Raw genomic sequence first — 23257 nt, 5'->3', positions numbered from 1 at the left:
TTTCTTTGGCAGCCGGCATCAAACTTTCACCTTTTTTGGATGGCTAAAGACCAACCTTAACGATTATTCTCACAACGCAGTCGGAGGCCACAAGCCTTTCATCTGTAGTTTTACTACTCGTCTATACATTCGAAAGGCTGAAATGCCGGATGATTTGTAGTAAAACTACACGCCGCCGGAACAACCTGTCGGCAATCCAAGAATTTTAAATCGTCTGCCCACAAGGCCAGTCGCAAACTCAGGCAACCGATTCTGGAAGCCTTTCCGCCCTGGAGCAAGCCATGCAAGACCTCGATCCCGTCGAAACCCAGGAATGGCTGGACGCCCTGGAATCGGTTCTCGACAAAGAAGGCGAAGACCGTGCTCACTATCTGATGACCCGTATGGGCGAACTCGCGACCCGCAGCGGCTCGCAACTGCCTTACGCCATCACCACGCCTTACCGCAACACCATCCCAGTTACCCACGAAGCACGCATGCCTGGCGACCTGTTCATGGAACGCCGCATTCGCTCGTTGGTACGCTGGAACGCGATGGCCATGGTAATGCGTACGAACCTGAAAGATTCTGACCTGGGCGGTCACATCTCCAGCTTCGCCTCCAGCGCGACCCTGTACGACATCGGTTTCAACTACTTCTTCCAGGCCCCGACCGACGAACACGGCGGCGACCTGATCTACTTCCAGGGTCACACCTCGCCAGGCGTCTACGCCCGTGCGTTCATGGAAGGCCGCATTTCCGAAGACCAGATGAACAACTTCCGCCAGGAAGTCGACGGTCAGGGCCTGTCGTCCTATCCGCACCCTTGGCTGATGCCTGACTTCTGGCAGTTCCCGACCGTTTCGATGGGTCTGGGCCCGATCCAGGCGATCTACCAGGCACGCTTCATGAAGTACCTGGAACACCGCGGTTTCATCCAGCCGGGCAAACAGAAAGTCTGGTGCTTCCTGGGCGACGGCGAGTGCGACGAGCCGGAATCCCTGGGCGCAATCTCCCTGGCCGGCCGCGAGAAGCTGGACAACCTGATCTTCGTCATCAACTGCAACCTGCAGCGCCTCGACGGCCCGGTTCGCGGCAACGGCAAGATCATCCAGGAACTCGAAGGCGTGTTCCGCGGTGCTCAGTGGAACGTGACCAAAGTCATCTGGGGCCGTTTCTGGGACCCACTGCTGGCCAAGGACGTCGACGGCATCCTGCAACGTCGCATGGACGAAGTCATCGACGGCGAGTACCAGAACTACAAAGCCAAAGACGGCGCGTTCGTGCGTGAACACTTCTTCAACACGCCTGAACTCAAGGCGATGGTTGCCGACCTGTCCGACGACGAGATCTGGAAACTCAACCGTGGCGGCCACGACCCGTACAAGGTCTACGCGGCGTACCACGAAGCGGTCAACCACAAAGAACAACCGACCGTCATCCTGGCCAAGACCATCAAGGGTTACGGTACCGGTGCGGGCGAAGCGAAGAACACCGCGCACAACACCAAGAAAGTCGACGTCGACAGCCTGAAGCTGTTCCGCGACCGCTTCGACATCCCGGTGAAAGACGAAGAGCTGGAAAACCTGCCGTTCTTCAAGCCGGAGCCAAACAGCGCCGAAGCCCGTTACCTGGCCGAGCGCCGCGCCGCACTGGGCGGTTTCGTGCCTCAGCGTCGTGCACAGAGCTTCAGCGTACCGACTCCGGATCTGGATACCCTCAAGGCAATCCTCGACGGTTCGGGCGACCGTGAAATTTCCACCACCATGGCGTTCGTGCGGATCCTCGCGCAACTGGTCAAGGACAAGGAAATCGGCCCGCGCATCGTTCCGATCATCCCGGACGAAGCCCGTACCTTCGGTATGGAAGGCATGTTCCGTCAGCTGGGCATCTACTCGTCCGTCGGCCAGCTCTACGAGCCAGTCGATAAAGACCAGGTGATGTTCTACAAGGAAGACCAGAAAGGTCAGATCCTTGAAGAAGGCATCAACGAAGCAGGCGCCATGAGCTCCTTCATCGCGGCCGGTACTTCGTACTCCAGCCACAACCAGCCAATGCTGCCGTTCTACATCTTCTACTCGATGTTCGGCTTCCAGCGTATCGGCGACCTGGCCTGGGCTGCCGGCGACAGCCGTACCCGTGGCTTCCTGATCGGCGGCACCGCCGGCCGTACCACCCTGAACGGTGAAGGCCTGCAGCACGAAGACGGTCACAGCCACCTGCTGGCTGCCACCATCCCGAACTGCCGCACCTACGATCCGACCTACGGCTACGAGCTGGCGGTGATCATTCAGGACGGCATGAAGAAGATGACCGAAGAGCAACAGGACATCTTCTATTACATCACCGTGATGAACGAGTCCTACCAGCAGCCAGCCATGCCGGCCGGTGCCGAAGAAGGCATCAAGAAAGGCATGTACCTGCTGGAAGAAGACACCCGCGAAGCGGCGCACCACGTACAGCTGATGGGCTCCGGCACCATCCTGCGTGAAGTCCGTGAAGCGGCGAAGATCCTGCGTGAAGAGTTCAACATCGGCGCCGATGTGTGGAGCGTCACCAGCTTCAACGAACTGCGTCGCGACGGCCTGGCCGTAGAGCGCAGCAACCGTCTGAAACCAGGCCAGAAGCCTAAGCGCAGCTACGTCGAAGAGTGCCTGAGCGGCCGTAAGGGTCCGGTCATCGCCTCCACCGACTACATGAAACTGTTCGCCGAGCAGATCCGTCAGTGGGTACCGTCCAAGGAATTCAAAGTCCTGGGCACCGACGGTTTCGGCCGCAGCGACAGCCGCAAGAAACTGCGTCATTTCTTCGAAGTCGACCGTCATTTCGTGGTGTTGGCAGCCCTGGAAGCACTGGCTGACCGTGGCGATATCGAACCTAAAGTCGTGGCCGAGGCCATCACCAAGTTCGGCATCGACCCGGAAAAACGCAACCCACTGGACTGCTGAGGAGAAACTCTGTGAGCGAACTCATTCGCGTACCTGACATCGGCAGCGGTGAAGGTGAAGTAATCGAACTGTTTGTGAAGGTCGGCGACCGTATCGAAGCCGACCAAAGCATCCTGACCCTGGAATCGGACAAGGCCAGCATGGAAGTGCCGGCCCCGAAAGCCGGCGTCATCAAGAGCCTGAAAGTGAAGCTGGGCGATCGCCTGAAAGAAGGCGACGAACTGCTGGAGCTGGAAGTCGAGGGCGCCGCGCAAGCGGCCCCAGCGCCTGCCGCTGCGCCGGCTGCAAAAGCTGAAGCCAAACCGGCTGCCGCTCCTGCTGCTGCCGCGCCAGTCGCTGCCCCAGCTGCCGCTTCGGTTCAGCAAGTGCACGTGCCGGACATCGGTTCGTCGGGCAAGGCCCAGATCATCGAGATTCAGGTCAAGGTTGGCGACACCGTCGAGGCTGATCAGTCGCTGATCACTCTGGAATCCGACAAGGCGAGCATGGAAATCCCGTCGCCTGCCGCTGGCGTGGTCAAGGCCATCAGCGTCAAGTTGAACGACGAAGTCGGCACTGGTGACCTGATCCTGGATCTGGAAGTGGCGGGTGCTGCTGCCCCTGCTGCTGCCGCTCCGGCCCAGGCGTCTCCAGCCGCTGCCGCTGCGCCGGCTCCGGCCGCTGCACCTGCCGCACCGGTTGCCGACAGCGTTCAGGACATCCACGTGCCGGACATCGGCTCGGCCGGCAAGGCCAAGATCATCGAGGTGCTGGTCAAGGCTGGCGACAGCGTTGAAGCCGACCAGTCGCTGATCACCCTGGAATCCGACAAGGCGAGCATGGAAATCCCATCGCCTGCCGCTGGCGTGGTGGAAAGCATTTCCATCAAGCTGGATGACGAAGTCGGCACCGGCGACCTGATCCTCAAGCTGAAAGTCAAAGGCGCCGCTCCGGCTGCTGCCCCGGCTCCAGCTGCCGCTGTTGCTCCGAGCGCTCCGGCGCCAGCCGCTGCTGCTCCGGCTGCCGCCCCGGTTGCTGCTCCAGCCAAGCCTGGTGCGAAAGTTCACGCCGGCCCTGCCGTGCGTCAACTGGCTCGCGAGTTCGGCGTCGAGCTGAGCGCTGTCGGTGCCAGCGGTCCGCACGGTCGCATCCTGAAAGAAGACGTGCAGACTTACGTCAAAGCCATGATGCAAAAGGCCAAGGAAGCGCCGGCCGCTGCTGCTGGCGCAACCGGTGGCGCGGGCATCCCGCCGATTCCGGTCGTCGACTTCAGCCGCTTCGGCGAAATCGAAGAAGTGCCGATGACCCGCCTGATGCAGGTCGGCGCCGCCAACCTGCACCGCAGCTGGCTGAACGTGCCGCACGTGACGCAATTCGACTCAGCGGATATCACCGAGCTGGAAGCGTTCCGCAACGCACAAAAAGCTGTCGCAGAGAAGGCCGGCGTCAAGCTGACCATTCTGCCGCTGCTGCTCAAGTCCTGCGCACACCTGCTCAAGGAACTGCCGGACTTCAACAGCTCGCTGGCTCCAAGCGGCAAAGCGATCATCCGCAAGAAATACGTGAACATCGGCTTCGCCGTCGACACCCCGGATGGCCTGCTGGTACCGGTCATCAAGAACGTCGACCAGAAGAGCCTGCTGCAACTGGCCGCCGAGGCAGCTTCCCTGGCTGAAAAAGCCCGGACCAAGAAGCTCTCGTCGGACGAGATGCAAGGCGCCTGCTTCACCATTTCCAGCCTCGGCCACATTGGCGGCACCGGCTTCACGCCGATCGTCAACGCGCCGGAAGTGGCGATCCTCGGTGTTTCCAAGGCAACCATCCAGCCAGTCTGGGACGGCAAAGCCTTCCAGCCGAAACTGATGCTGCCGCTGTCGCTGTCCTACGATCACCGTGTGATCAACGGCGCCGCTGCTGCACGCTTCACCAAGCGTCTGAGCGATCTGCTGGCGGACATCCGCACCATCCTGCTGTAAAGCGCTCGGCCCTCCGGCAACGGAGGGCCGACTGCGTTCCACGTTTTCGAGCGCCACACGCTCGTACCTCAACCCCGTCAGTTTGGCGGGGCTTTTTTTTGCCTGAAATAGCAGAGGCCTGCACTTTTCCCACAACTTGCGCTGATATAAGCCACGACTTAAGTCCACTTCCTGTCGACATTTTTTAGCAGCAGACAACTAATCTTGGCGCACCAAAGTCAACCAATCCAAGTTGGAAACTTTATTCCTGATTAACTTTTATTCGAATGGATTCGAACATGCTTAAGCCTACTGTCGGCCCGATTATTGGTCACACTACAACTAGTCAGGCAAGAATCTTTGTGCGCGGCGACTTTCAAAGTAACGCTGCGGCATTTACCGGCATTCGTTACCGGACAACCGATTCAAAAAAATGGTCAAAAGGACTATTTATCAAACTTGATGCCAGTCGTGACCAGTCCGGCGTTCTCATGCTCGACAACTTGAGCGCCGACACCGACTACGAATACCAGACCGGCTGGTTCAGTCCCATGAGCCCGACTCATACGATTGAAAGCGTGGCGGAACTGCCATTGCAATGGCCACGGGAAATCTATCGCTTTCGCACCCGTAGCAGCCAGCCTCTGCAACCGCGGGCCTACATCCTAGGCTCCTGCCGTTACTTGCGACTGACCGCCGGTATCCCCGTGCTGCCACAACTGGGTGACCGGATCTTCGCCTCGATCAGCCAACTGATCGAGGGGACACAACCACCAGTCAGTGCAATCATGATGAGCGGTGACCAGATCTACGCCGATGATTTGAACCTGATTGCACCGGACCGCGAATATAACGAGATCATTGCAAAGTATCGCGCAGCCTTTTCCCAACCCAATATCCAACGACTGATGTCAGGCACTTCTACCTACATGATTCTCGACGACCATGAAATAGAAGATAACTGGCCGGTGAATGTCGACACATCCGGCGAAGTACTGTTTAGCAATGCAATGGCGGCTTACGAAATCTATCAGGCCAGTCACAGCCCGGCCTGCTCGCTCACAACTAACGATCAAGCAGATCATTCTTCGTTGAAGCACTACTGGTATCAATTCAGCGATGGAGATATCGAATGGTTTGTGACCGATAGCCGAACCCGTCGCAACTTATCCAGCGAAAACCGCTGCATCCTGGATGAAGAACAGGAACAGGCCTTGTGCAAGTGGCTGATCGAAAGCCTTGCACGGGTCAAGTTCGTGGTCACCAGCGTCATGTTTTACCCGGATCGCAGAATGAACGGCGTGGATGCCTGGATGGGCTTCCCGGAACAGCGATTGCGCCTGCTGGAAACCATCCGCCTGCATCGGATCAGGAACGTCGTATTCATCTCCGGGGACGTGCATGGCTCGCTGACATCCCGCCTGACCCAGAGCGACGATCCTGACTTCGAAGTGAACACCATCGTGTCCTCGCCTTTGAGCAACAGCAAACTGTTGCCCTATGCCACGGCATCGACGTTCATTCTCGATCAGCCGCTGGCTCGCACAGACACGGGAGAATATCGGCATACGCTGACCAGCCAGGTCGTCAGTCAGGACAATTTTGCCCACATGGTGGTCGAGGCCGAACACATCCGGGTCAACTACCACGACCGGGATGGCAAACACTTGCAATCAATCGACATTCCACTGCGCTGAATGGAAAAATGCCGCCGCTCCGGACGTCAGAAGGCTCTGGAACGGCGCTCTCAGCGCGCCACTGCATTACTTTCCAGCGCCCGCTGGAGAAATGTCCGGTGCAGCCGACATATTCTTATAGCACTTGGCCTTCATGTCTCTTGTCAGTCGGTGCCGCAATGATGCAACCTTGCCGCAGGCAACAGTAAAGAGGGCGAGAGCCCGGCGCGTTCAGCAAATTTCCAAGCGAGTTCCCTTCATGAAGAGCCAACCCGATGCCGCCAGCCGTATGGTGGCCGAGGTAGTGACGCAGTTGCCTGTGCCCTCGCGGCTCGGCATGCTGCGTTTCGAGCGCCTGAATGAAGCCAGCTGGGCGATGCTGTTTCTCGATCCCAATTGTGAACGCCAGTTCGGCCAGCCTGCCGTCGAACTCTGCGCGTTGGTCGGTTCACCCTACGCCAGCCTGATGGAGCCCGAAGCGCGCTATCAGCTGCACGATGCGATCCAGCAACAACTGCGTGACAGTCCGCATTATCTGGTGCGTTATACCCTGCACACCGCCGCCGGTGCGCTGAGCATTCTTGAACTCGGTGAAGCCTACAAACAGCACAACCGCCACTTGCTGCGCGGTTATCTGCTGGCGGTCGACGACGTGTTCGACGAGGCGCCGACGCTGCCGTCCGTCGACCTGGAAACCCAGAACTCGCGCCTGCAAATTGCCCTTGAGCTCAATCAGCGTGCCCAGCAGGAACAACTGCAACATCTGGAGCGGGTGCGCGCCCAGCAGGATCTGATCCTGTTGCTGGCCCGCCAGCGCTACAGCAGCCAGAACTCCCTGCAAGAAGCCGCCGAGCTGATCACCCGCTGCGCCTGCGATATCTATGAAATTGACTGCGCCAGCCTGTGGAACCTCGAAGGCCAGAAACTGGTGCCGATCTCGGCCTATCACCGCGCCACCCAGGAATACATCCTGCCGAAGGTGATCGACGTCAGCGGCTTCCCCGATTACATGGACGCATTGCACGGCAGCCGCGCCATCGACGCGCACAACGCGATGCGCGACCCGCGCACCCGGGAAATGGCCGAGGCCCTGCGCCCGCGCGACGTCAACGCCATGCTCGACGCCAGCATCCGCGTCGACGGCCAGGTGGTCGGCGTGCTGTGCCTGGAGCAGACCGGCGTGACACGCGCCTGGCAGTCCGACGAGATCGCCTTTGCCGGTGAACTCGCTGACCAGTTCGCCCAGGTCATCAACAATCACAACCGCCGCACCGCTACCAGCGCTCTGCACCTGTTCCAGCGCGCGGTCGAGCAAAGTGCAAACGCCTTTTTGCTGGTCAATTGCGACGGCGTGGTCGAGTACGTCAACCCGAGCTTCACCGCGATCACCCAGTACACCACCGAGGAAGTCCACGGCCAGCGCCTGTCGGAACTGCCGGCCCTGGAAAACCTGAGCGAGCTGCTGTTCGACGCGCCCTCGGCGCTGGCCAAGAGCAACAGCTGGCAGGGTGAATTCAAGAGTCGCCGCAAAAACCTCGAACCCTACTGGGGCCAGTTGTCGATCTCCAAGGTCTACGGCGACAACCGTGAGCTGACGCATTACATCGGCATCTACGAAGACATCACCCAGACCAAACTGGCGCAGCAGCGCATCGAGCGCCTGGCCTACACCGACAACCTGACCAACCTCGGCAACCGCCCTGCATTTATCCGCAATCTGGATGAACGCTTCGCCCGAGACAGCGATACCCCGATCAGCCTGCTGCTGGTGGACATCGACAACTTCAAGCGGATCAACGACAGCCTCGGCCACCAGACCGGCGACAAACTGTTGATCAGCCTGGCCCGGCGCCTGCGTAACAGCCTGAGCCCGAGCGGCAGCCTGGCGCGATTCGCCAGTAACGAATTCGCGGTGTTGCTCGACAACACCGACCTCGAAGCCGGTCAACGGATCGCCAGCCAATTGCTGCTGACCCTCGACAAACCGATGTTCGTCGACAACCAGTTGATCAGCGTCACCGGCTCCGTGGGCCTGGCCTGCGCGCCGCTGCACGGCCGCGACCCGCAGACCCTGATGCGCAACGCCGGCCTCGCCCTGCACAAAGCCAAGGCCAACGGCAAACATCAGGTGCAGGTGTTCACCGAGGCACTGAACGCCGAGGCCAGCTACAAACTGTTCGTCGAGAACAACCTGCGCCGCGCCCTGACCCAGAACGAACTGGATGTTTTCTACCAGCCGAAGCTGTGCCTGCGCAGCGGCCGATTGCTGGGCATGGAAGCGCTGCTGCGCTGGAACCACCCGGAGCGCGGCATGATTCGCCCGGACCAGTTCATCAGCGTGGCCGAGGAAACCGGCCTGATCATTCCGATCGGCAAGTGGATCGCCCGCCAGGCCTGCCGCATGAGCAAGGCGCTGACCGCCGCCGGGATGGGCAACCTGCAAGTGGCGATCAACCTGTCGCCCAAGCAGTTCTCCGACCCGGATCTGGTGGCCTCCATCGCCAACATCCTCAAGGAAGAAGCACTGCCGGCCAATCTGCTGGAACTGGAGCTGACCGAAGGCCTACTGCTGGAAGCCACCGAAGACACCCACTTGCAACTCGATCAGCTCAAGCGCCTGGGACTGACCCTGGCCATGGACGACTTCGGCACCGGTTACTCGTCGCTCAGCTACCTGAAAAAATTCCCGATCGACATCATCAAGATCGATCGCAGCTTCATCCACGAAATCCCGGACAACCAGGACGACATGGAAATCACCTCCGCCGTGATCGCCATGGCCCACAACCTGAAACTCAAGGTCGTGGCCGAAGGCATCGAGACCGCCGAACAACTGGCATTCCTGCGCCGGCACCGCTGCGACGTCGGCCAGGGCTACCTGTTCGACCGGCCGATTCCGGGCGGCGAGCTGATCCAGGCGCTCAAGCGCTACCCGCGCGGCCCTCTCCCTCTGTAAACATCAACCGCAGTACCCGCACATTTTGACTAGTGATTAACTGGGCATCATTGGGCACACTGGCGGTCTGTGTATTGACATCCCATCCTGACTGAGAGGAACGATCATGGTTCTGCGCTCGGAAATTCTGGTGAACAAAAACGTGCTACCGACTAAAGAACAAGCTCTGCCCGGCCGCGAAACCCCGATGGCCCTGCCTGAAAAACACTTTGTTTTCACCGAGACGCCGTTGCTGGGCCCGTTCTTTCAGGACGTCGACTTCGCGATTTTCGGTCTGGGTTGCTTCTGGGGTGCGGAACGCCGCTTCTGGCAGCGTGAAGGTGTGGTCAGCACCGTGGTCGGCTACGCCGGCGGTTACACGCCGAACCCGACCTACGAAGAAGTCTGCTCGGGCCTGACCGGCCACGCTGAAGTGGTGCTGGTGGTGTATGACAAGGCCAAGGTCAGCTACGAAGAACTGCTGGCGATGTTCTGGGAATTGCACAACCCGACCCAGGGCATGCGTCAGGGCAATGACATCGGCACCCAGTACCGTTCGGTGATTTACGCGACCCACCCGGAGCAACTGGATGCGGCGCTGAAGAGCAAGGCCGTTTATCAGGCTGAGCTGTCGAAGGCGGGGCTGGGTGAAATCAGCACCGAGATTGAACAGGCCCCGACCGTTTACTTCGCCGAGACCTATCACCAGCAGTACCTGGCGAAAAATCCGGAAGGCTACTGCGGGATTGGCGGCACGGGCGTTTGCATGCCGCCGAGTCTGGCGGGTAACTAAGCCCGCCCTGATCGCTCCCGCGCTTGGCGTGGGAGCGATTGACGGTCGATCAGCTCTCGGCGATCAACCAATCCATCTGCCATCCACCCTGGGTTTGCCCAAGTTTCTTGGACAGCCACGGCAGCAGCTCACGCAATTCTTCCTCCAGCCCCCACGGCGGATTGGCAATCGCCAGGCCAGAGCCGTTCAGGCTGTTCGGCGTGTCCAGCGGATGCACCAGCAACTCGACCCGCAGCAACTTTGGCGCACCGGTGCCGGCCAGATCCAGATAGAAACGACGCAGCGCGCGCTGATCCTTCACCGGATACCAGATGGCCGCCACGGTTTGGCGCATCCGCGAGATCGCCTCTTTCAAGGACGCCGCGCAACGCTGCATCTCGTCGAGTTTCTCGAACGGCGGGTCGATCAGCATCACAGCGCGCTTCTCGGCCACCGGCAGCAACGCCCGCGCCACATGCCAGCCCTCGCCCAGATGCACGGCCACACGACGGTCGCCCTTCATGTTGTCCTTGAGCAGCACGCCGTCTTCCGGATGCTTCTCGTTGAGCAGCACACGATCCTGGGAACGGGTCAGACGCCGCGCCAGCTCCGGCGAACCCGGGTAGTAGCGCAACTGGCCATCCGGGTTCATCTCGTGCAGCACGTTCATGTAGTCAGCGGTCAGCGCCGGCAGGTCCGGCTGATCCCACAAGCGCGCGATGCCTTCCAGGTACTCGCCGGTACGGTTGGCCTGATCGCCCTGCAGGTCATACAGACCGATGCCGGCGTGGCTGTCGAGATAGGCAAACGGCTGCTCCTTGCGCGACATCAGGGCGATGAGGCGGGTCAAGGTCAGGTGTTTGAACACATCGGCGTGATTGCCGGCATGGAAGGCGTGACGATAATTCATGGCTGCTCCTGCGAGGGCCGTGAAGTTTACCTTTTACCGGGCGGCAAGTCAGGGGTTGGGGGCTGAGTGGGTGTTCCCGGCGTTACACTGGCCGCAACCACCTGACAGGAAGTCTGAAAATCATGTACCGCCGGATCATTTTTTTCCTGTGTCTGCTTGGTTCCTGGCACGCCTTCGCTGATGAAAAACACACCGAACAAGCACGCCAGAATCTAAAGAACTACGGTTTGAGCCACTGCATCCTGGCGCCATTCAAAGAACAGTCTGCACTGGAAAAAGACATCGGATTGTCTGCCGGAGCCTACTCGTTCATGGGCAAAGGCCTGCACACCGTTGTTCAGAATGAGGACACACTGGAAGTCGTGCACGATCCTTACAAAGAAACCGAAAACTACGTACTCGCTGCCTACGATCAGACATCCTCGGCCAACCAGCTCTCAAATCGGAAAGCTGTGTTTTACGCATGCCTTGAGGTTTACAACTCCCAGGCTTTCGACAGCTTCATCAAGACCCAGGACGCTTACGTCTCGGAATGATCACCCAACGGCAGAGGCTACATTCGGGCGCTCCTTTGAGTTCGCTGTTTTGGCGAGGGAGTTTGCAGGGACTGTCAGGCCTGTGTACGTAGGCGCTTGCCAATCACATCCAAGACATCACAGCCGTCGCGCAACGGAATCACGCAGAGCTGGGCGAAGTCGCTGAGGATGACCGAGTCGCACTCGACCGAGCCGCGCATGCACATGTTTTCCAGGACCTGGATCACGGCGCGGATGCGGTAGTTGGCGGCGTCCATCAGGATGTCGAGCGGGGCGTGGGTGTCGATGAACAGGGTGGGCATGTCGTTGCAGTTGCTGGTCAGCGCCATGAGGCGGTTGTCGGGGTGAGGGATGAAGGGTTCGTAGGGTGGATCGGGTTTTAACGTCGACATATTTTTGCACCTCGGCAGGTCAAGTGAAGCTGCCAACGACCTTCCTACAGGTTTGGGTGGCAGCTGTACGCGAGAGTAGGAAGCTGAGGAACCCACCAAACTCAGCCACGCCGAAGCGTTCCCGCGCACAGCCGCCGCGAACAATGTCATGGGCACATTCAAGTGCCGCAATCGAAGGGCAGAGCTGATGCACGGTGAGTTTTCCAAGGGTTCCTACGCCCTGTCACCACTCCCGCAGTGACAGCCAAAAGACTATCCCCGCACCACCGCGCCCACCAGTTCACGCAAACCGCCGCAACTCGCAGGAAACGTCCGAAGCCCTTGCCCGGAAATATCACTCTGACTCGTCCCGCAAGTAGTCCAGCAATGCCGAAGCCGACGATTCCTCCGACGCCGAAACCGCAAAAAACCTGACAACCTTGCAGCGCAAGACATCAGCGGGAAACGCCTCGAACAACACCGGCTGCTCCTCGCTCAACCACTGCAAGGCGTTGTTGATCCGGGCATCACCGCCGAATTGCGCCAACAGCTTTTCCGGCACTGACCACCAAGGAAACTCCCGACCCGAGACCCGCGCCCTGCCCCCGATCCCGACGGCCTGACCGTTGATCAAGCCTCGCGTGAGAATCGGCAGCAATTGCCCGGCATCCACCTCGGACGACTCAAGGATTGGCAACAAAAACCGCCCATCCCAAAACCGCAAGAACACCGCTTTCCCGTCCGGCATCAGCACCTGAGTCAAACTGCGAAAGTGCTCGACCACCGCCTCAAGCCCCGCCGAAGAGACCGCCAGCCAGCCCCAGTCGCGATACTCCGTGGTCGCCACCCAATCCAGAAACTCACTGCCCGCGTCGACGATTCCCACATAGGGCATCACCGCATCCCACTCGGCATAGATCGTTTCCGCCCAGACCGGTGTCGGTATCTGCGCATTCCACGGCCAGGCTTTCAGCGGGTCCACCGCACTGGCACAACTGAAAACCGCGAACAACTGCTCCGATGGTTTCAGCGGCTCATCCTTCAACCATTGATCAGGCTGCACAGACACCGTCCTTACAGCGCTCGCATTCTTCGCAGAACGGTGCGTCTCCTTTAAGGCTCATGATTTGCGCAGCAGTCAGAATCGCTGCCGGTGCTGCCATCAGCTTTTCCGGCAAGCCCGGCACTGTCGGCGCGGCGCTCATCGCCGCCATCGGCGCACCACCCACCACAATCGGTACGCTGCTGAAGATCCCGCCGGGGCCGATGTTGATCCATTGCCCGCCCGCCTGGATCGTCGCGCTCGCCCCGCCGTCGATCACCACCTGCTGGCCGGCGCTGACATGAAATTGCGCACTGGCGTTGATCGCCTGATTGCTCACCCGAATGTGCCGATCACCGGTCACCGTGAGGTGGTCATCCTGCTTCACCTCGGTCTGCCGCTGGCCGTGGGTGATGCGCTGCTCATCGGCCTTCAGTTCATGCTTGGCGAGACCGGTCACAACGACACTGCGCTGGTTGTCGACCTGCACCTGCTGATCATTCAACACATGCTGCGTCCAGTTTCGCTGGGCGCGCAGGTAGATTTCCTCTGCGCCCTTGCGATCCTCGATGCGCAATTCGTTGTAACCGCCGCCGCCCGGACTGCTCTGGCTGCGGAAGATGCTGCGGGTCTTGTCGGCTGGTAGATCCAGCGGTATCAGCGTCGCCGCGTTTGGCAGGCAGCCCATGACCAACGGTTTGTCGGCGTCGGAATCGATGAACCCCACCAGCACTTCCATACCGACCCGTGGAATCAGCACGCTGCCGTAACGGTCATGAGCCCAGCCGCTGGCGACCCGCAGCCAACAGCTGGAATGCTCGTTGAGTTCGCCGTCGCGATCCCAGGCCAGTTGCACCTTGACCCGGCCGTACTCGTCGCAATGGATTTCACTGTCTTTCGGGCCGGTGACCACGGCCGGTTGATAACCGAGCATCCGTGGCTTTTCCGGGCCTATCGGTGGGCGGAAGAACACATCCCACGGCGTGGCGAGAAAGGTATTACGGTAACCCTGGAATTCATCGCCATCGCTGGTGACCGATTCCTCCAGCACTTGCGGCTGTCGTCCATGGTGCTCGACAGCAGTCAGCAGCCAGAGATCATTCAAATCCTGGCGCGGATGCTCGGTCAGCTGCAGGAAATGTCCACTGACGAGGGCGGATTGATCGCTGTGGCCCTCGGCCTGACGATAGTCGGCCACATGTCGTTCAAGGGTGCGCTGGGCCAGCTGCTTTCCGGTTTCACGCTCGGTGAACTGGCCGGGAAAGTGGTAATCCTCCAGCACCGGGCGCTGTTCGCTCTCGGCGCGACTTTGCAGCGACAGCCGGGGTTTGCTGAAGTCGTAATCACGCCGTGTGACCACGCTGGTACGAGTCTCAACGCGGAAGGTGAAACGCTTGATCGCCGGTGCCGCCGCTGCCATGCCGCTACCCGGCAGGTACAGCGTCGGCTCGGCCAGACGCGGGAACACGGTCTGATCATCGCCGAACACCAACAGATGTCCATCCGGGCTGTGATGAAAGTGGAAATGAATGCCGACCTCGGCACACAGGCGCTGAATGAACGCCAGATCGCTCTCGGCGTACTGCACGCAATATTCACGGGGCGGGTAATCGCTGCCGAGGCGAAACTCGAAAGCATCGCGCAGGATCGCGTGATCCTTGAGGATCTGCGTCACGATCTGCGGCACGCTTTGTTGCTGGAAGATGCGCTGATTGATCCGGTGACCGAGATAGGCCAGACGCGGAACGAGGCTGACGTGATAGCAGGTCAGACGCTTGCCGGAATCCCCCTGCCCGACCCGATAGATCTGACCATGGATACCGGAACCGTCCTCGTCAAAACCCAGAAACGCCTGACAGTGCAGCAGGCTTTCAAGGTCCAGATCCGGCCGTTCGCTGACCAGCTCCAGGTCGAAGCGAAAGGGTTGGCTGATGGCTTCCTTGCCCGTGAACTCAAGGACTTTGAGATCAAACCGGGCGCCTTCGACGGTCAACGTGAAACGCGGTTGATTGGCAGGCGCGAACATCCGATGTCTCTCTGCAGATTGAGGGCGGGCGATTCTGCATGAGGGGCAAGGGGTGCAGGATGGGTGACCGGAAAATCAGATTTTCCCTACTTGAAACTTCGATCTCCCCTTCAAGAATCGGCGTATTCGACTACAGACTTTTCCTTCAGAAAAATCGCAGGCAATAAAAAACGGCCCATTTCCTATAGGAAACGGGCCGTTTTTTTGTGAGCCTCAGCTCATTTCCATCACTTGTTCAGATGGAAGTCCTTCTCGGCCGCTTCAAAGCGCTGAACCATGCCAGTGCTTGGCTGGCCCATCAGGCTGACCAGGTAGATGGCCAGGCTGGCGAAGATGAAGCCCGGGATGATTTCGTACAGGCCCAGCACTTCGAAGTGCTTCCACACGATCACAGTGATCGCGCCGACCAGGATGCCGGCCAGTGCGCCGTCGCGGGTCATCTTTTTCCAGATCACCGAGATCAGCACGACCGGACCGAAGGCAGCGCCGAAACCGGCCCAGGCGTAGGACACCAGACCCAGCACGCGGTTGTCCGGGTTGGCAGCCATCGCGATGGCGATCAGTGCAACCAGCAACACCATGGCGCGGCCGACCCATACCAGCTCGACTTGCGAGGCGGATTTACGCAGGAAGGTCTTGTAGAAGTCTTCGGTCAGGGCGCTCGAGCACACCAGCAACTGGCAGCTCAGGGTACTCATCACGGCAGCCAGAATCGCCGACAGCAGGACACCGGCAATCCAAGGGTTGAACAGCAGCTTGGCCAGCTCGATGAACACACGTTCGTGGTTTTCGCTCACTGGCATTGCCACATCCGGATTGGCCGAGAAGTAGGCGATACCGAAGAAGCCCACGGCCACGGTGCCGCCCAGGCACAGGATCATCCAGGTCATCGAGATGCGACGGGCGTTGGCGATGGATTTCACCGAGTCAGCGGCCATGAAGCGCGCCAGGATGTGCGGCTGGCCGAAGTAGCCCAGACCCCAGCCCATCAGCGAGATGATGCCGATGAAAGTGGTGCCCTTGAGCATGTCGAAGTTGCTCGGGTCGTTGGCTTCGATGGCCAGGAACGTGGTGTCGACGCCGCCGGTGGCCAGCAGAACGATGACCGGAGTCAGGATCAGGGCGAAGATCATCAGGGTGGCTTGTACAGTGTCGGTCCAGCTCACCGCGAGGAAACCGCCGACGAAGGTGTAGGCAATCGTCGCCGCAGCACCGGCCCACAGCGCCGTCTCGTAGGACATGCCGAAGGTGCTTTCGAACAGACGGGCGCCGGCAACGATGCCGGAAGCACAGTAGATGGTGAAGAACACCAGAATCACTACTGCCGAAATGATCCGCAGCAGACCGCTTTTGTCTTCGAAACGGCTGGCGAAGTAGTCCGGCAGAGTCAGGGCATCGCCGTTGTGTTCGGTTTGAACACGCAGACGGCCGGCGACGAACAGCCAGTTCAGGTAGGCACCGACGATCAGGCCGATGGCGATCCAGCTTTCGGAAAGACCGGACATGTAGATGGCGCCCGGCAGGCCCATCAGCAACCAGCCGCTCATGTCGGAAGCGCCGGCGGACAATGCGGTCACCACGCTGCCCAGGCTGCGTCCGCCCAGAATGTAGTCGGAAAGGTTGTTGGTGGAGCGATAGGCCATGAAGCCGATCAGCACCATTGCTGCGATGTAGATCACGAACGTGATCAGGGTTGGATTGCTTGCGCTCATTACGTACGTGCCCTGGCTTTGTTTTTATGTAGCGGCGGCGGTTGCACCGTTTGCAGACTGACGTCTGACAGACGATTCGCACGGCCACGCATTTATGACCAATGTTTCCCCAGGAAAGCCATTGGCCGGTAAACCGGGTTGTCCCGGTTGCACCTTGGGCGCGAATCCTATGCAACAAAGCAAAACAGGTGCAACCAGTTTCTTGAGAATTAGTTGCACCTACGTCGTTTTTTTGCCTGTAAACCGCCGATTTTGCACTGTTGCGGCGCAGTGACACCCCGCCATCTGCCTTGAAAGCACCTATCTAGAGCGGTCATCGCGAAGCTGAAATTTATTCCTGACAAGTTGCCGAATATTCCGACAAAAAAAGGGTTGCACCCGGTTGCACCTCTTTCGGCTCGCGGCTAATCTTGCCGCCAGCTGTTGTCGCGCAACTGCGGCACCCATGAGGATAAAAATATGGCTACCACCACCCTTGGGGTCAAACTCGATGACCCGACCCGCGAGCGCCTGAAGGCCGCCGCAACCTCGATTGATCGCACGCCGCACTGGCTGATCAAGCAGGCAATTTTCAATTACCTGGAAAAACTCGAGGGTGGTGCAACCCTGACCGAGCTGAACGGTTTGACCGCCAAGGACGCCGACGACGCGGGCGAAGTCCACACCGATCACGCTCATCAATGTTTCCTCGAATTCGCCGAAAGCATCCTGCCGCAATCGGTGCTGCGCGCCTCGATCACCGCCGCTTACCGTCGCCCTGAGCCGGAAGTGGTGCCGATGCTGATCGAGCAGGCTCGCCTGCCGGCGCCGATGGCCGAAGCCACCAACAAACTCGCTGCAACCATCGCGGAAAAACTGCGTAACCAGAAGAGTGCCGGCGGTCGTGCAGGCATTGTTCAGGGTCTGCTGCAGGAATTTTCCCTGTCGTCCCAGGAAGGCGTGGCGCTGATGTGCCTGGCCGAAGCGCTGCTGCGTATCCCGGACAAGGGCACTCGCGATGCACTGATCCGCGACAAGATCAGCACCGGCAACTGGCAGCCGCACTTGGGCAACAGCCCTTCGCTGTTCGTCAATGCGGCGACCTGGGGTCTGCTGCTGACCGGCAAACTGGTCTCCACTCACAACGAAGCCGGCCTGACTTCGTCCCTGAGCCGCATCATTGGCAAGAGCGGCGAGCCGATGATCCGCAAGGGCGTCGACATGGCCATGCGCCTGATGGGCGAGCAGTTCGTGACCGGCGAAACCATCGCCGAAGCCTTGGCCAATGCGAGCAAGTTCGAAGCCAAGGGCTTCCGTTATTCCTACGACATGCTCGGTGAAGCAGCGCTGACCGAACACGACGCCCAGAAGTACCTGGCCTCGTACGAACAAGCCATTCACTCGATCGGTAAAGCGTCCCACGGCCGTGGGATTTATGAAGGTCCGGGCATCTCGATCAAACTGTCGGCCCTGCACCCGCGCTACAGCCGTGCGCAGTACGAGCGCGTGATGGACGAGCTGTACCCGCGCCTGCTGTCGCTGACCCTGCTGGCCAAGCAATACGACATCGGTCTGAACATCGACGCCGAAGAAGCCGACCGCCTGGAGCTGTCGCTGGATCTGCTCGAGCGCCTGTGCTTCGAACCGCAACTGACCGGCTGGAACGGCATCGGTTTTGTGATCCAGGCCTACCAGAAGCGTTGCCCATACGTGATTGACTACGTGATCGACCTGGCTCGCCGCAGCCGTCATCGCCTGATGATCCGCCTGGTGAAAGGCGCGTACTGGGACAGCGAAATCAAGCGCGCCCAGGTCGAAGGCCTGGAAGGCTATCCGGTGTACACCCGCAAGGTGTACACCGACGTTTCCTACATCGCCTGCGCCCGCAAACTGCTGTCGGTACCGGAAGTCATCTACCCGCAGTTCGCCACGCACAACGCCCACACCCTGTCGGCGATTTATCACATTGCCGGTCAGAACTATTACCCGGGTCAGTACGAATTCCAGTGCCTGCACGGCATGGGCGAACCTTTGTACGAGCAGGTTGTAGGCAAGGTTTCCGAAGGCAAGCTGAACCGTCCGTGCCGCGTGTACGCTCCGGTCGGCACCCACGAAACCCTGCTGGCGTACCTCGTACGTCGTCTGCTGGAAAACGGCGCCAACACCTCGTTCGTCAACCGTATCGCCGACCAGTCGATTTCGATCCAGGAACTGGTGGCCGATCCAGTTGCGCAAATCGAGCAGATGGCGACCGTGGAAGGTGGTTTCGGCCTGCCGCACCCGCGCATTCCGCTGCCGCGAGACCTTTATGGTTCCGAGCGCGCCAACTCCAGCGGCATCGACATGGCCAACGAACACCGTCTGGCATCGCTGTCCTGCGCCCTGCTGGCGACCGCGCACAACGACTGGAAAGCCGCGCCGATGCTCGGTTGCACCTCCAGCAACGAAGCGCCGGCCCCGGTGCTGAACCCGTCCGATCTGCGTGACGTGGTCGGCCACGTGCAGGAAGCCACGGTCGAAGACGTCGACAACGCCATTCAATGCGCCCTGAACGCCGCACCGATCTGGCAGGCCACCCCGCCCGCCGAACGTGCGGCGATTCTGGAACGTGCCGCTGACCTGATGGAAGGCGAGATCCAGCCGCTGATGGGCCTGCTGGCTCGCGAAGCCGGCAAGACCTTCGCCAACGCCATCGCCGAAGTCCGCGAAGCCGTCGACTTCCTGCGTTACTACGCGGTGCAGGCGCGCAACGATTTCAGCAACGACGCTCACCGCCCACTGGGTCCGGTGGTGTGCATCAGCCCGTGGAACTTCCCGCTGGCCATCTTCAGCGGTCAGGTTGCCGCCGCACTGGCCGCCGGTAACCCGGTGCTGGCCAAACCGGCCGAACAGACTCCGCTGGTCGCCGCACAAGCCGTACGCTTGCTGCTCGAAGCCGGGATTCCGGAAGGCGTGCTGCAACTGCTGCCGGGTCGCGGCGAAACTGTCGGTGCCGGTCTGGTGGGCGATGAGCGCGTCAAGGGCGTGATGTTCACCGGTTCCACCGAAGTAGCCCGCCTGTTGCAACGCAACATCGCCGGTCGCCTCGACAACCAGGGCCGTCCAATCCCGCTGATCGCCGAAACCGGTGGCCAGAACGCTATGATCGTCGATTCTTCGGCACTGACCGAACAAGTAGTGATCGATGTGGTGTCGTCGGCCTTCGACAGCGCCGGTCAGCGTTGCTCGGCCCTGCGCGTCCTGTGCCTGCAGGAAGATTCCGCTGATCGCGTCATCGAAATGCTTAAAGGTGCGATGGCTGAAAGCCGTCTCGGCAACCCGGAGCGTCTGTCCGTGGACATCGGCCCGGTGATCGACGCCGAAGCCAAGGCCGGCATCGAGAAGCACATCCAGAGCATGCGCGACAAAGGTCGCAACGTGTACCAGGTGGCGATCGCCGATGCCGAGGAAGTCAAACGCGGCACCTTCGTCATGCCGACCCTGATCGAACTGGAAAGCTTCGACGAGCTGCAACGCGAGATCTTCGGCCCGGTGCTGCACGTGGTGCGCTACAAGCGTAAAGAGATCGACCAGTTGATCGCCCAGATCAACGCCTCCGGTTACGGCCTGACCCTCGGCGTGCACACCCGCATCGACGAGACCATCGCCAAGGTGATCGACAACGTCAACGCCGGTAACGTCTACGTCAACCGCAACATCGTCGGTGCCGTGGTCGGCGTTCAGCCGTTCGGTGGCGAAGGCCTGTCGGGTACGGGTCCGAAGGCCGGTGGTCCGTTGTACCTGTACCGCCTGCTGTCGACGCGTCCTACCGACGCCATCGAACAATCCTTCGCACGCGGTGATGCGGCCGTGGCACCGGACGTTCGTCTGCGCGACGCCCTGAGTAAACCGCTGGTTGCCCTGAAAGCCTGGGCCGACAGCAACAAGTTCGCCGATTTGAGCACGCTGTGCGTTCAATACTCGGCGCAATCGCAAAGCGGCATCACCCGCGTGCTGGCCGGCCCGACCGGCGAGAAGAACAGCTACGCGATCCTGCCGCGCGAGCACGTGTTGTGCCTGGCGGACATCGAAGGTGATCTGCTGACCCAACTGGCGGCGGTACTGGCGGTGGGCGGTTCGGCGGTCTGGCCGGAATCCGACGCCAACAAGGCATTGTTCGCACGCCTGCCGAAGGAGATTCAGGCGCGGATAAAACTGGTTTCCGACTGGAACAAGGACGACGTGGTGTTCGATGCAGTTCTGCATCACGGCCATTCCGACCAGTTGCGTGCGGTCTGCCAGCAGATCGCCAAGCGTACCGGCGCCATCGTCGGGGTTCAGGGCCTGTCCCAGGGCGAGACCAACATTGCGCTGGAGCGCCTGGTGATCGAGCGCGCGTTGAGCGTCAACACCGCAGCAGCGGGTGGTAACGCCAGCCTGATGACCATCGGTTAATCGCCGACTCTGTCAGCAGCATAAAAAATGGGCGCCCTCACCGGCGCCCATTTTTTTGGCCTCTCCATCACCGTTATCAATCTTCCTGTTCAGCCTTTATTCGCACGCCTAGACTCGGCCCATTCCAAAAAAAGGTAGGCCGCCATGTCCGAGACGCTGCTCAGTTCCCGCAATCTGGCTTTCGAGCTGTACGAAGTCCTCGATGCCGAGGGCCTGACCCGGCGCGAGCGGTTTGCCGAGCACAACCGCGAAACCTTCGATGCCGCCATCGGCACGGCGCGCAACATCGCCGAGAAGTACTTCGCACCGCACAATCGCAAGGGCGACGAGAACGAGCCGCGCTACGAGAACGGTCAGGCGATTCTGATTCCCGAAGTGAAACCGGCGGTGGATGCCTTCCTCGAAGCCGGATTCCTCAACGCTGCGCGCAGTTTCGACGCTGGCGGCATGCAACTGCCTACATTGTTGTCCCAGGCCTGCTTCGCTCACTTTCAGTCGGCCAACGCCGCTTCGACCTCCTATCCGTTCCTGACCATGGGCGCGGCCAATCTGATCGAAAGTTTCGGCACCGAGGAGCAGAAGCAACGCTTCCTGCAACCGATGATCGATGGCCGTTTCTTCGGCACCATGGCCCTGACCGAGCCCCATGCCGGCTCGTCGCTGTCGGATATTCGCACCCGTGCAGAGCCTGCGTCCGACGGCACTTATCACCTCAAGGGCAACAAGATCTTCATCTCCGGCGGCGATCACCCGCTCTCGGAAAACATCGTGCACATGGTGCTGGCCAAACTGCCGGACGCGCCAGCCGGGGTGAAGGGCATTTCGCTGTTCATCGTGCCCAAGTTTCTGGTCAACGATGACGGCAGTCTGGGCAAGCGCAACGACGTGCTGCTGGCCGGGCTGTTCCACAAGATGGGCTGGCGCGGAACGACGTCCACGGCGCTGAACTTCGGCGATAGCGGCGAGTGTGTCGGCTATCTGGTGGGCAAGCCGCATCACGGTTTGAGCTACATGTTCCAGATGATGAACGAGGCGCGGATCGGCGTCGGCATGGGCGCGGTGATGCTTGGTTATGCCGGCTATTTGTACTCGCTGGAATACGCTCGCGAACGTCCACAGGGCCGAGTGCCGGACAGCAAGGACCCGACGACGGCGCCGGTGGCAATCATTCAGCACGCCGATGTCAGACGCATGCTGCTGACGCAGAAATCCTACGTCGAAGGTGCGTTCGATCTCGGCCTGTATGCGGCGCGACTGTTCGATGACACCACCACACTGGAAACCGAAGCCGAGCGCAAGCAAGCTCACGAGCTACTGGATTTGCTGACACCGATCGTCAAATCCTGGCCATCGGAGTTCTGCCTGAAGGCCAACGAACTGGCGATCCAGATTCTCGGCGGCCACGGTTACACCCGCGAATACCCGGTGGAGCAGTACTACCGCGACAACCGCCTGAACCCGATCCACGAAGGCACCCACGGCATTCAGTCGCTGGACTTGCTGGGACGCAAACTCGCGCAGAACGGTGGCGCCGGGCTCAAGCAACTGATGCGCCTGATCGCCGACACCGCCGAACGCGCGGTGGCGTATGAATCGTTGACCGCACTGCGTGAACCGCTGGAGAAACTGGTCGCGCGTCTGCAGACCGTGACCATTGGCCTGCTGACTGACCTGGCCCAGGGCAAGGTCAACAGCAGCCTGGCGAATTCGGCGCTGTACCTGAAAGTGTTCGGGCATGCAGTGATCGGCTGGCGCTGGCTGGAACAGGCGATTCGCGCCGAGGAAGGGTTGGCCAAGGGCAATGTGGCGGACGCCGACTTCTATAAGGGCAAGTTGCAGGCGGCGCGATATTTTCTGACATGGGAAGTGCCGGGGTGCCAGCATGAGCTGACGTTGCTGGAGACGCGGGATGATACGTGTCTGGCAATGCAGGATGCGTGGTTCTGATACCTTAGCGATCGTTCCCACGCTCCGCGTGGGAACGATCAGCGCCTCTACAGGGA

13 protein-coding genes are annotated in these 23257 nt (G+C 60.2%); 8 read left to right on the top strand and 5 right to left on the bottom strand.

Features of this window, described 5'->3' with window-relative positions; translation table 11 throughout:
* The first annotated feature begins 281 nt into the window (after positions 1-281).
* The 5 genes from aceE (at position 282) to msrA (ending at position 10265) form a co-directional block, all read left to right on the top strand.
* On the top strand, positions 282-2927 hold the full coding sequence (gene aceE / locus CAF87_RS19200; protein ID WP_085732617.1) for a pyruvate dehydrogenase (acetyl-transferring), homodimeric type: 2646 nt from the start codon (positions 282-284) through the stop codon (positions 2925-2927).
* Positions 2928-2938: 11 nt separating this feature from the next.
* Positions 2939-4882 (top strand): dihydrolipoyllysine-residue acetyltransferase, encoded by a 1944-nt coding sequence (aceF, locus tag CAF87_RS19195; protein ID WP_085732616.1) that lies wholly within the window; start codon positions 2939-2941, stop codon positions 4880-4882.
* A gap of 278 nt (positions 4883-5160) precedes the next feature.
* A complete protein-coding gene (locus tag CAF87_RS19190; protein ID WP_085732615.1) occupies positions 5161-6558 on the top strand; it encodes an alkaline phosphatase D family protein in 1398 nt (465 codons plus the stop codon).
* Positions 6559-6796: 238 nt separating this feature from the next.
* Positions 6797-9493, top strand: coding sequence for a bifunctional diguanylate cyclase/phosphodiesterase (locus CAF87_RS19185; RefSeq protein ID WP_085732614.1), 2697 nt, complete (start codon positions 6797-6799; stop codon positions 9491-9493).
* Between the two features lie 106 nt (positions 9494-9599).
* Positions 9600-10265: a peptide-methionine (S)-S-oxide reductase MsrA gene (gene msrA / locus CAF87_RS19180; RefSeq protein ID WP_085732613.1), complete on the top strand. Its 666-nt coding sequence runs from the start codon at positions 9600-9602 to the stop codon at positions 10263-10265.
* Between the two features lie 49 nt (positions 10266-10314).
* On the opposite strand, the gene CAF87_RS19175 is transcribed toward msrA, so the two are convergent.
* On the bottom strand, positions 10315-11154 hold the full coding sequence (locus CAF87_RS19175; protein ID WP_085732612.1) for a 23S rRNA (adenine(2030)-N(6))-methyltransferase RlmJ: 840 nt from the start codon (positions 11152-11154) through the stop codon (positions 10315-10317).
* Positions 11155-11276: 122 nt separating this feature from the next.
* Here CAF87_RS19175 and CAF87_RS19170 point away from each other — a divergent pair, with 122 nt between their 5' ends.
* Positions 11277-11690: a hypothetical protein gene (locus CAF87_RS19170; RefSeq protein ID WP_085732611.1), complete on the top strand. Its 414-nt coding sequence runs from the start codon at positions 11277-11279 to the stop codon at positions 11688-11690.
* A 74-nt stretch (positions 11691-11764) separates the two neighbouring features.
* On the opposite strand, the gene CAF87_RS19165 is transcribed toward CAF87_RS19170, so the two are convergent.
* From CAF87_RS19165 to putP, 4 genes are all read right to left on the bottom strand, one after another.
* Positions 11765-12082: a hypothetical protein gene (locus CAF87_RS19165; RefSeq protein ID WP_085732610.1), complete on the bottom strand. Its 318-nt coding sequence runs from the start codon at positions 12080-12082 to the stop codon at positions 11765-11767.
* Between the two features lie 334 nt (positions 12083-12416).
* Positions 12417-13124 carry a DUF4123 domain-containing protein gene (locus CAF87_RS19160; protein ID WP_085732609.1) on the bottom strand — a complete coding sequence of 236 codons (708 nt, stop codon included), beginning with the start codon at positions 13122-13124 and terminating at the stop codon, positions 12417-12419.
* Complete coding sequence (locus CAF87_RS19155) at positions 13114-15129, bottom strand: type VI secretion system tip protein VgrG (RefSeq protein WP_085732608.1); 2016 nt, start codon at positions 15127-15129, stop codon at positions 13114-13116. The genes CAF87_RS19160 and CAF87_RS19155 overlap by 11 nt, the downstream gene beginning before the upstream one ends.
* A gap of 227 nt (positions 15130-15356) precedes the next feature.
* Positions 15357-16841, bottom strand: a complete 1485-nt coding sequence (gene putP, locus CAF87_RS19150; RefSeq protein ID WP_085732607.1) for a sodium/proline symporter PutP — start codon at positions 16839-16841, stop codon at positions 15357-15359.
* Between the two features lie 459 nt (positions 16842-17300).
* Between putP and putA the strand changes: the two genes are divergently transcribed.
* Together putA and CAF87_RS19140 are read left to right on the top strand one after the other, a co-directional pair.
* Positions 17301-21254 (top strand): trifunctional transcriptional regulator/proline dehydrogenase/L-glutamate gamma-semialdehyde dehydrogenase, encoded by a 3954-nt coding sequence (gene putA, locus CAF87_RS19145; protein ID WP_085732606.1) that lies wholly within the window; start codon positions 17301-17303, stop codon positions 21252-21254.
* Positions 21255-21398: 144 nt separating this feature from the next.
* Positions 21399-23201 carry an acyl-CoA dehydrogenase gene (locus tag CAF87_RS19140; protein WP_085732605.1) on the top strand — a complete coding sequence of 601 codons (1803 nt, stop codon included), beginning with the start codon at positions 21399-21401 and terminating at the stop codon, positions 23199-23201.
* Positions 23202-23257: the final 56 nt, after the last annotated feature.

This window comes from Pseudomonas sp. R38(2017) (assembly GCF_002112395.1).
Taxonomy (GTDB): domain Bacteria; phylum Pseudomonadota; class Gammaproteobacteria; order Pseudomonadales; family Pseudomonadaceae; genus Aquipseudomonas.
Note: the sequence above shows the minus strand (reverse complement) of the source record. Positions and strands in the feature narration are given on the sequence as shown.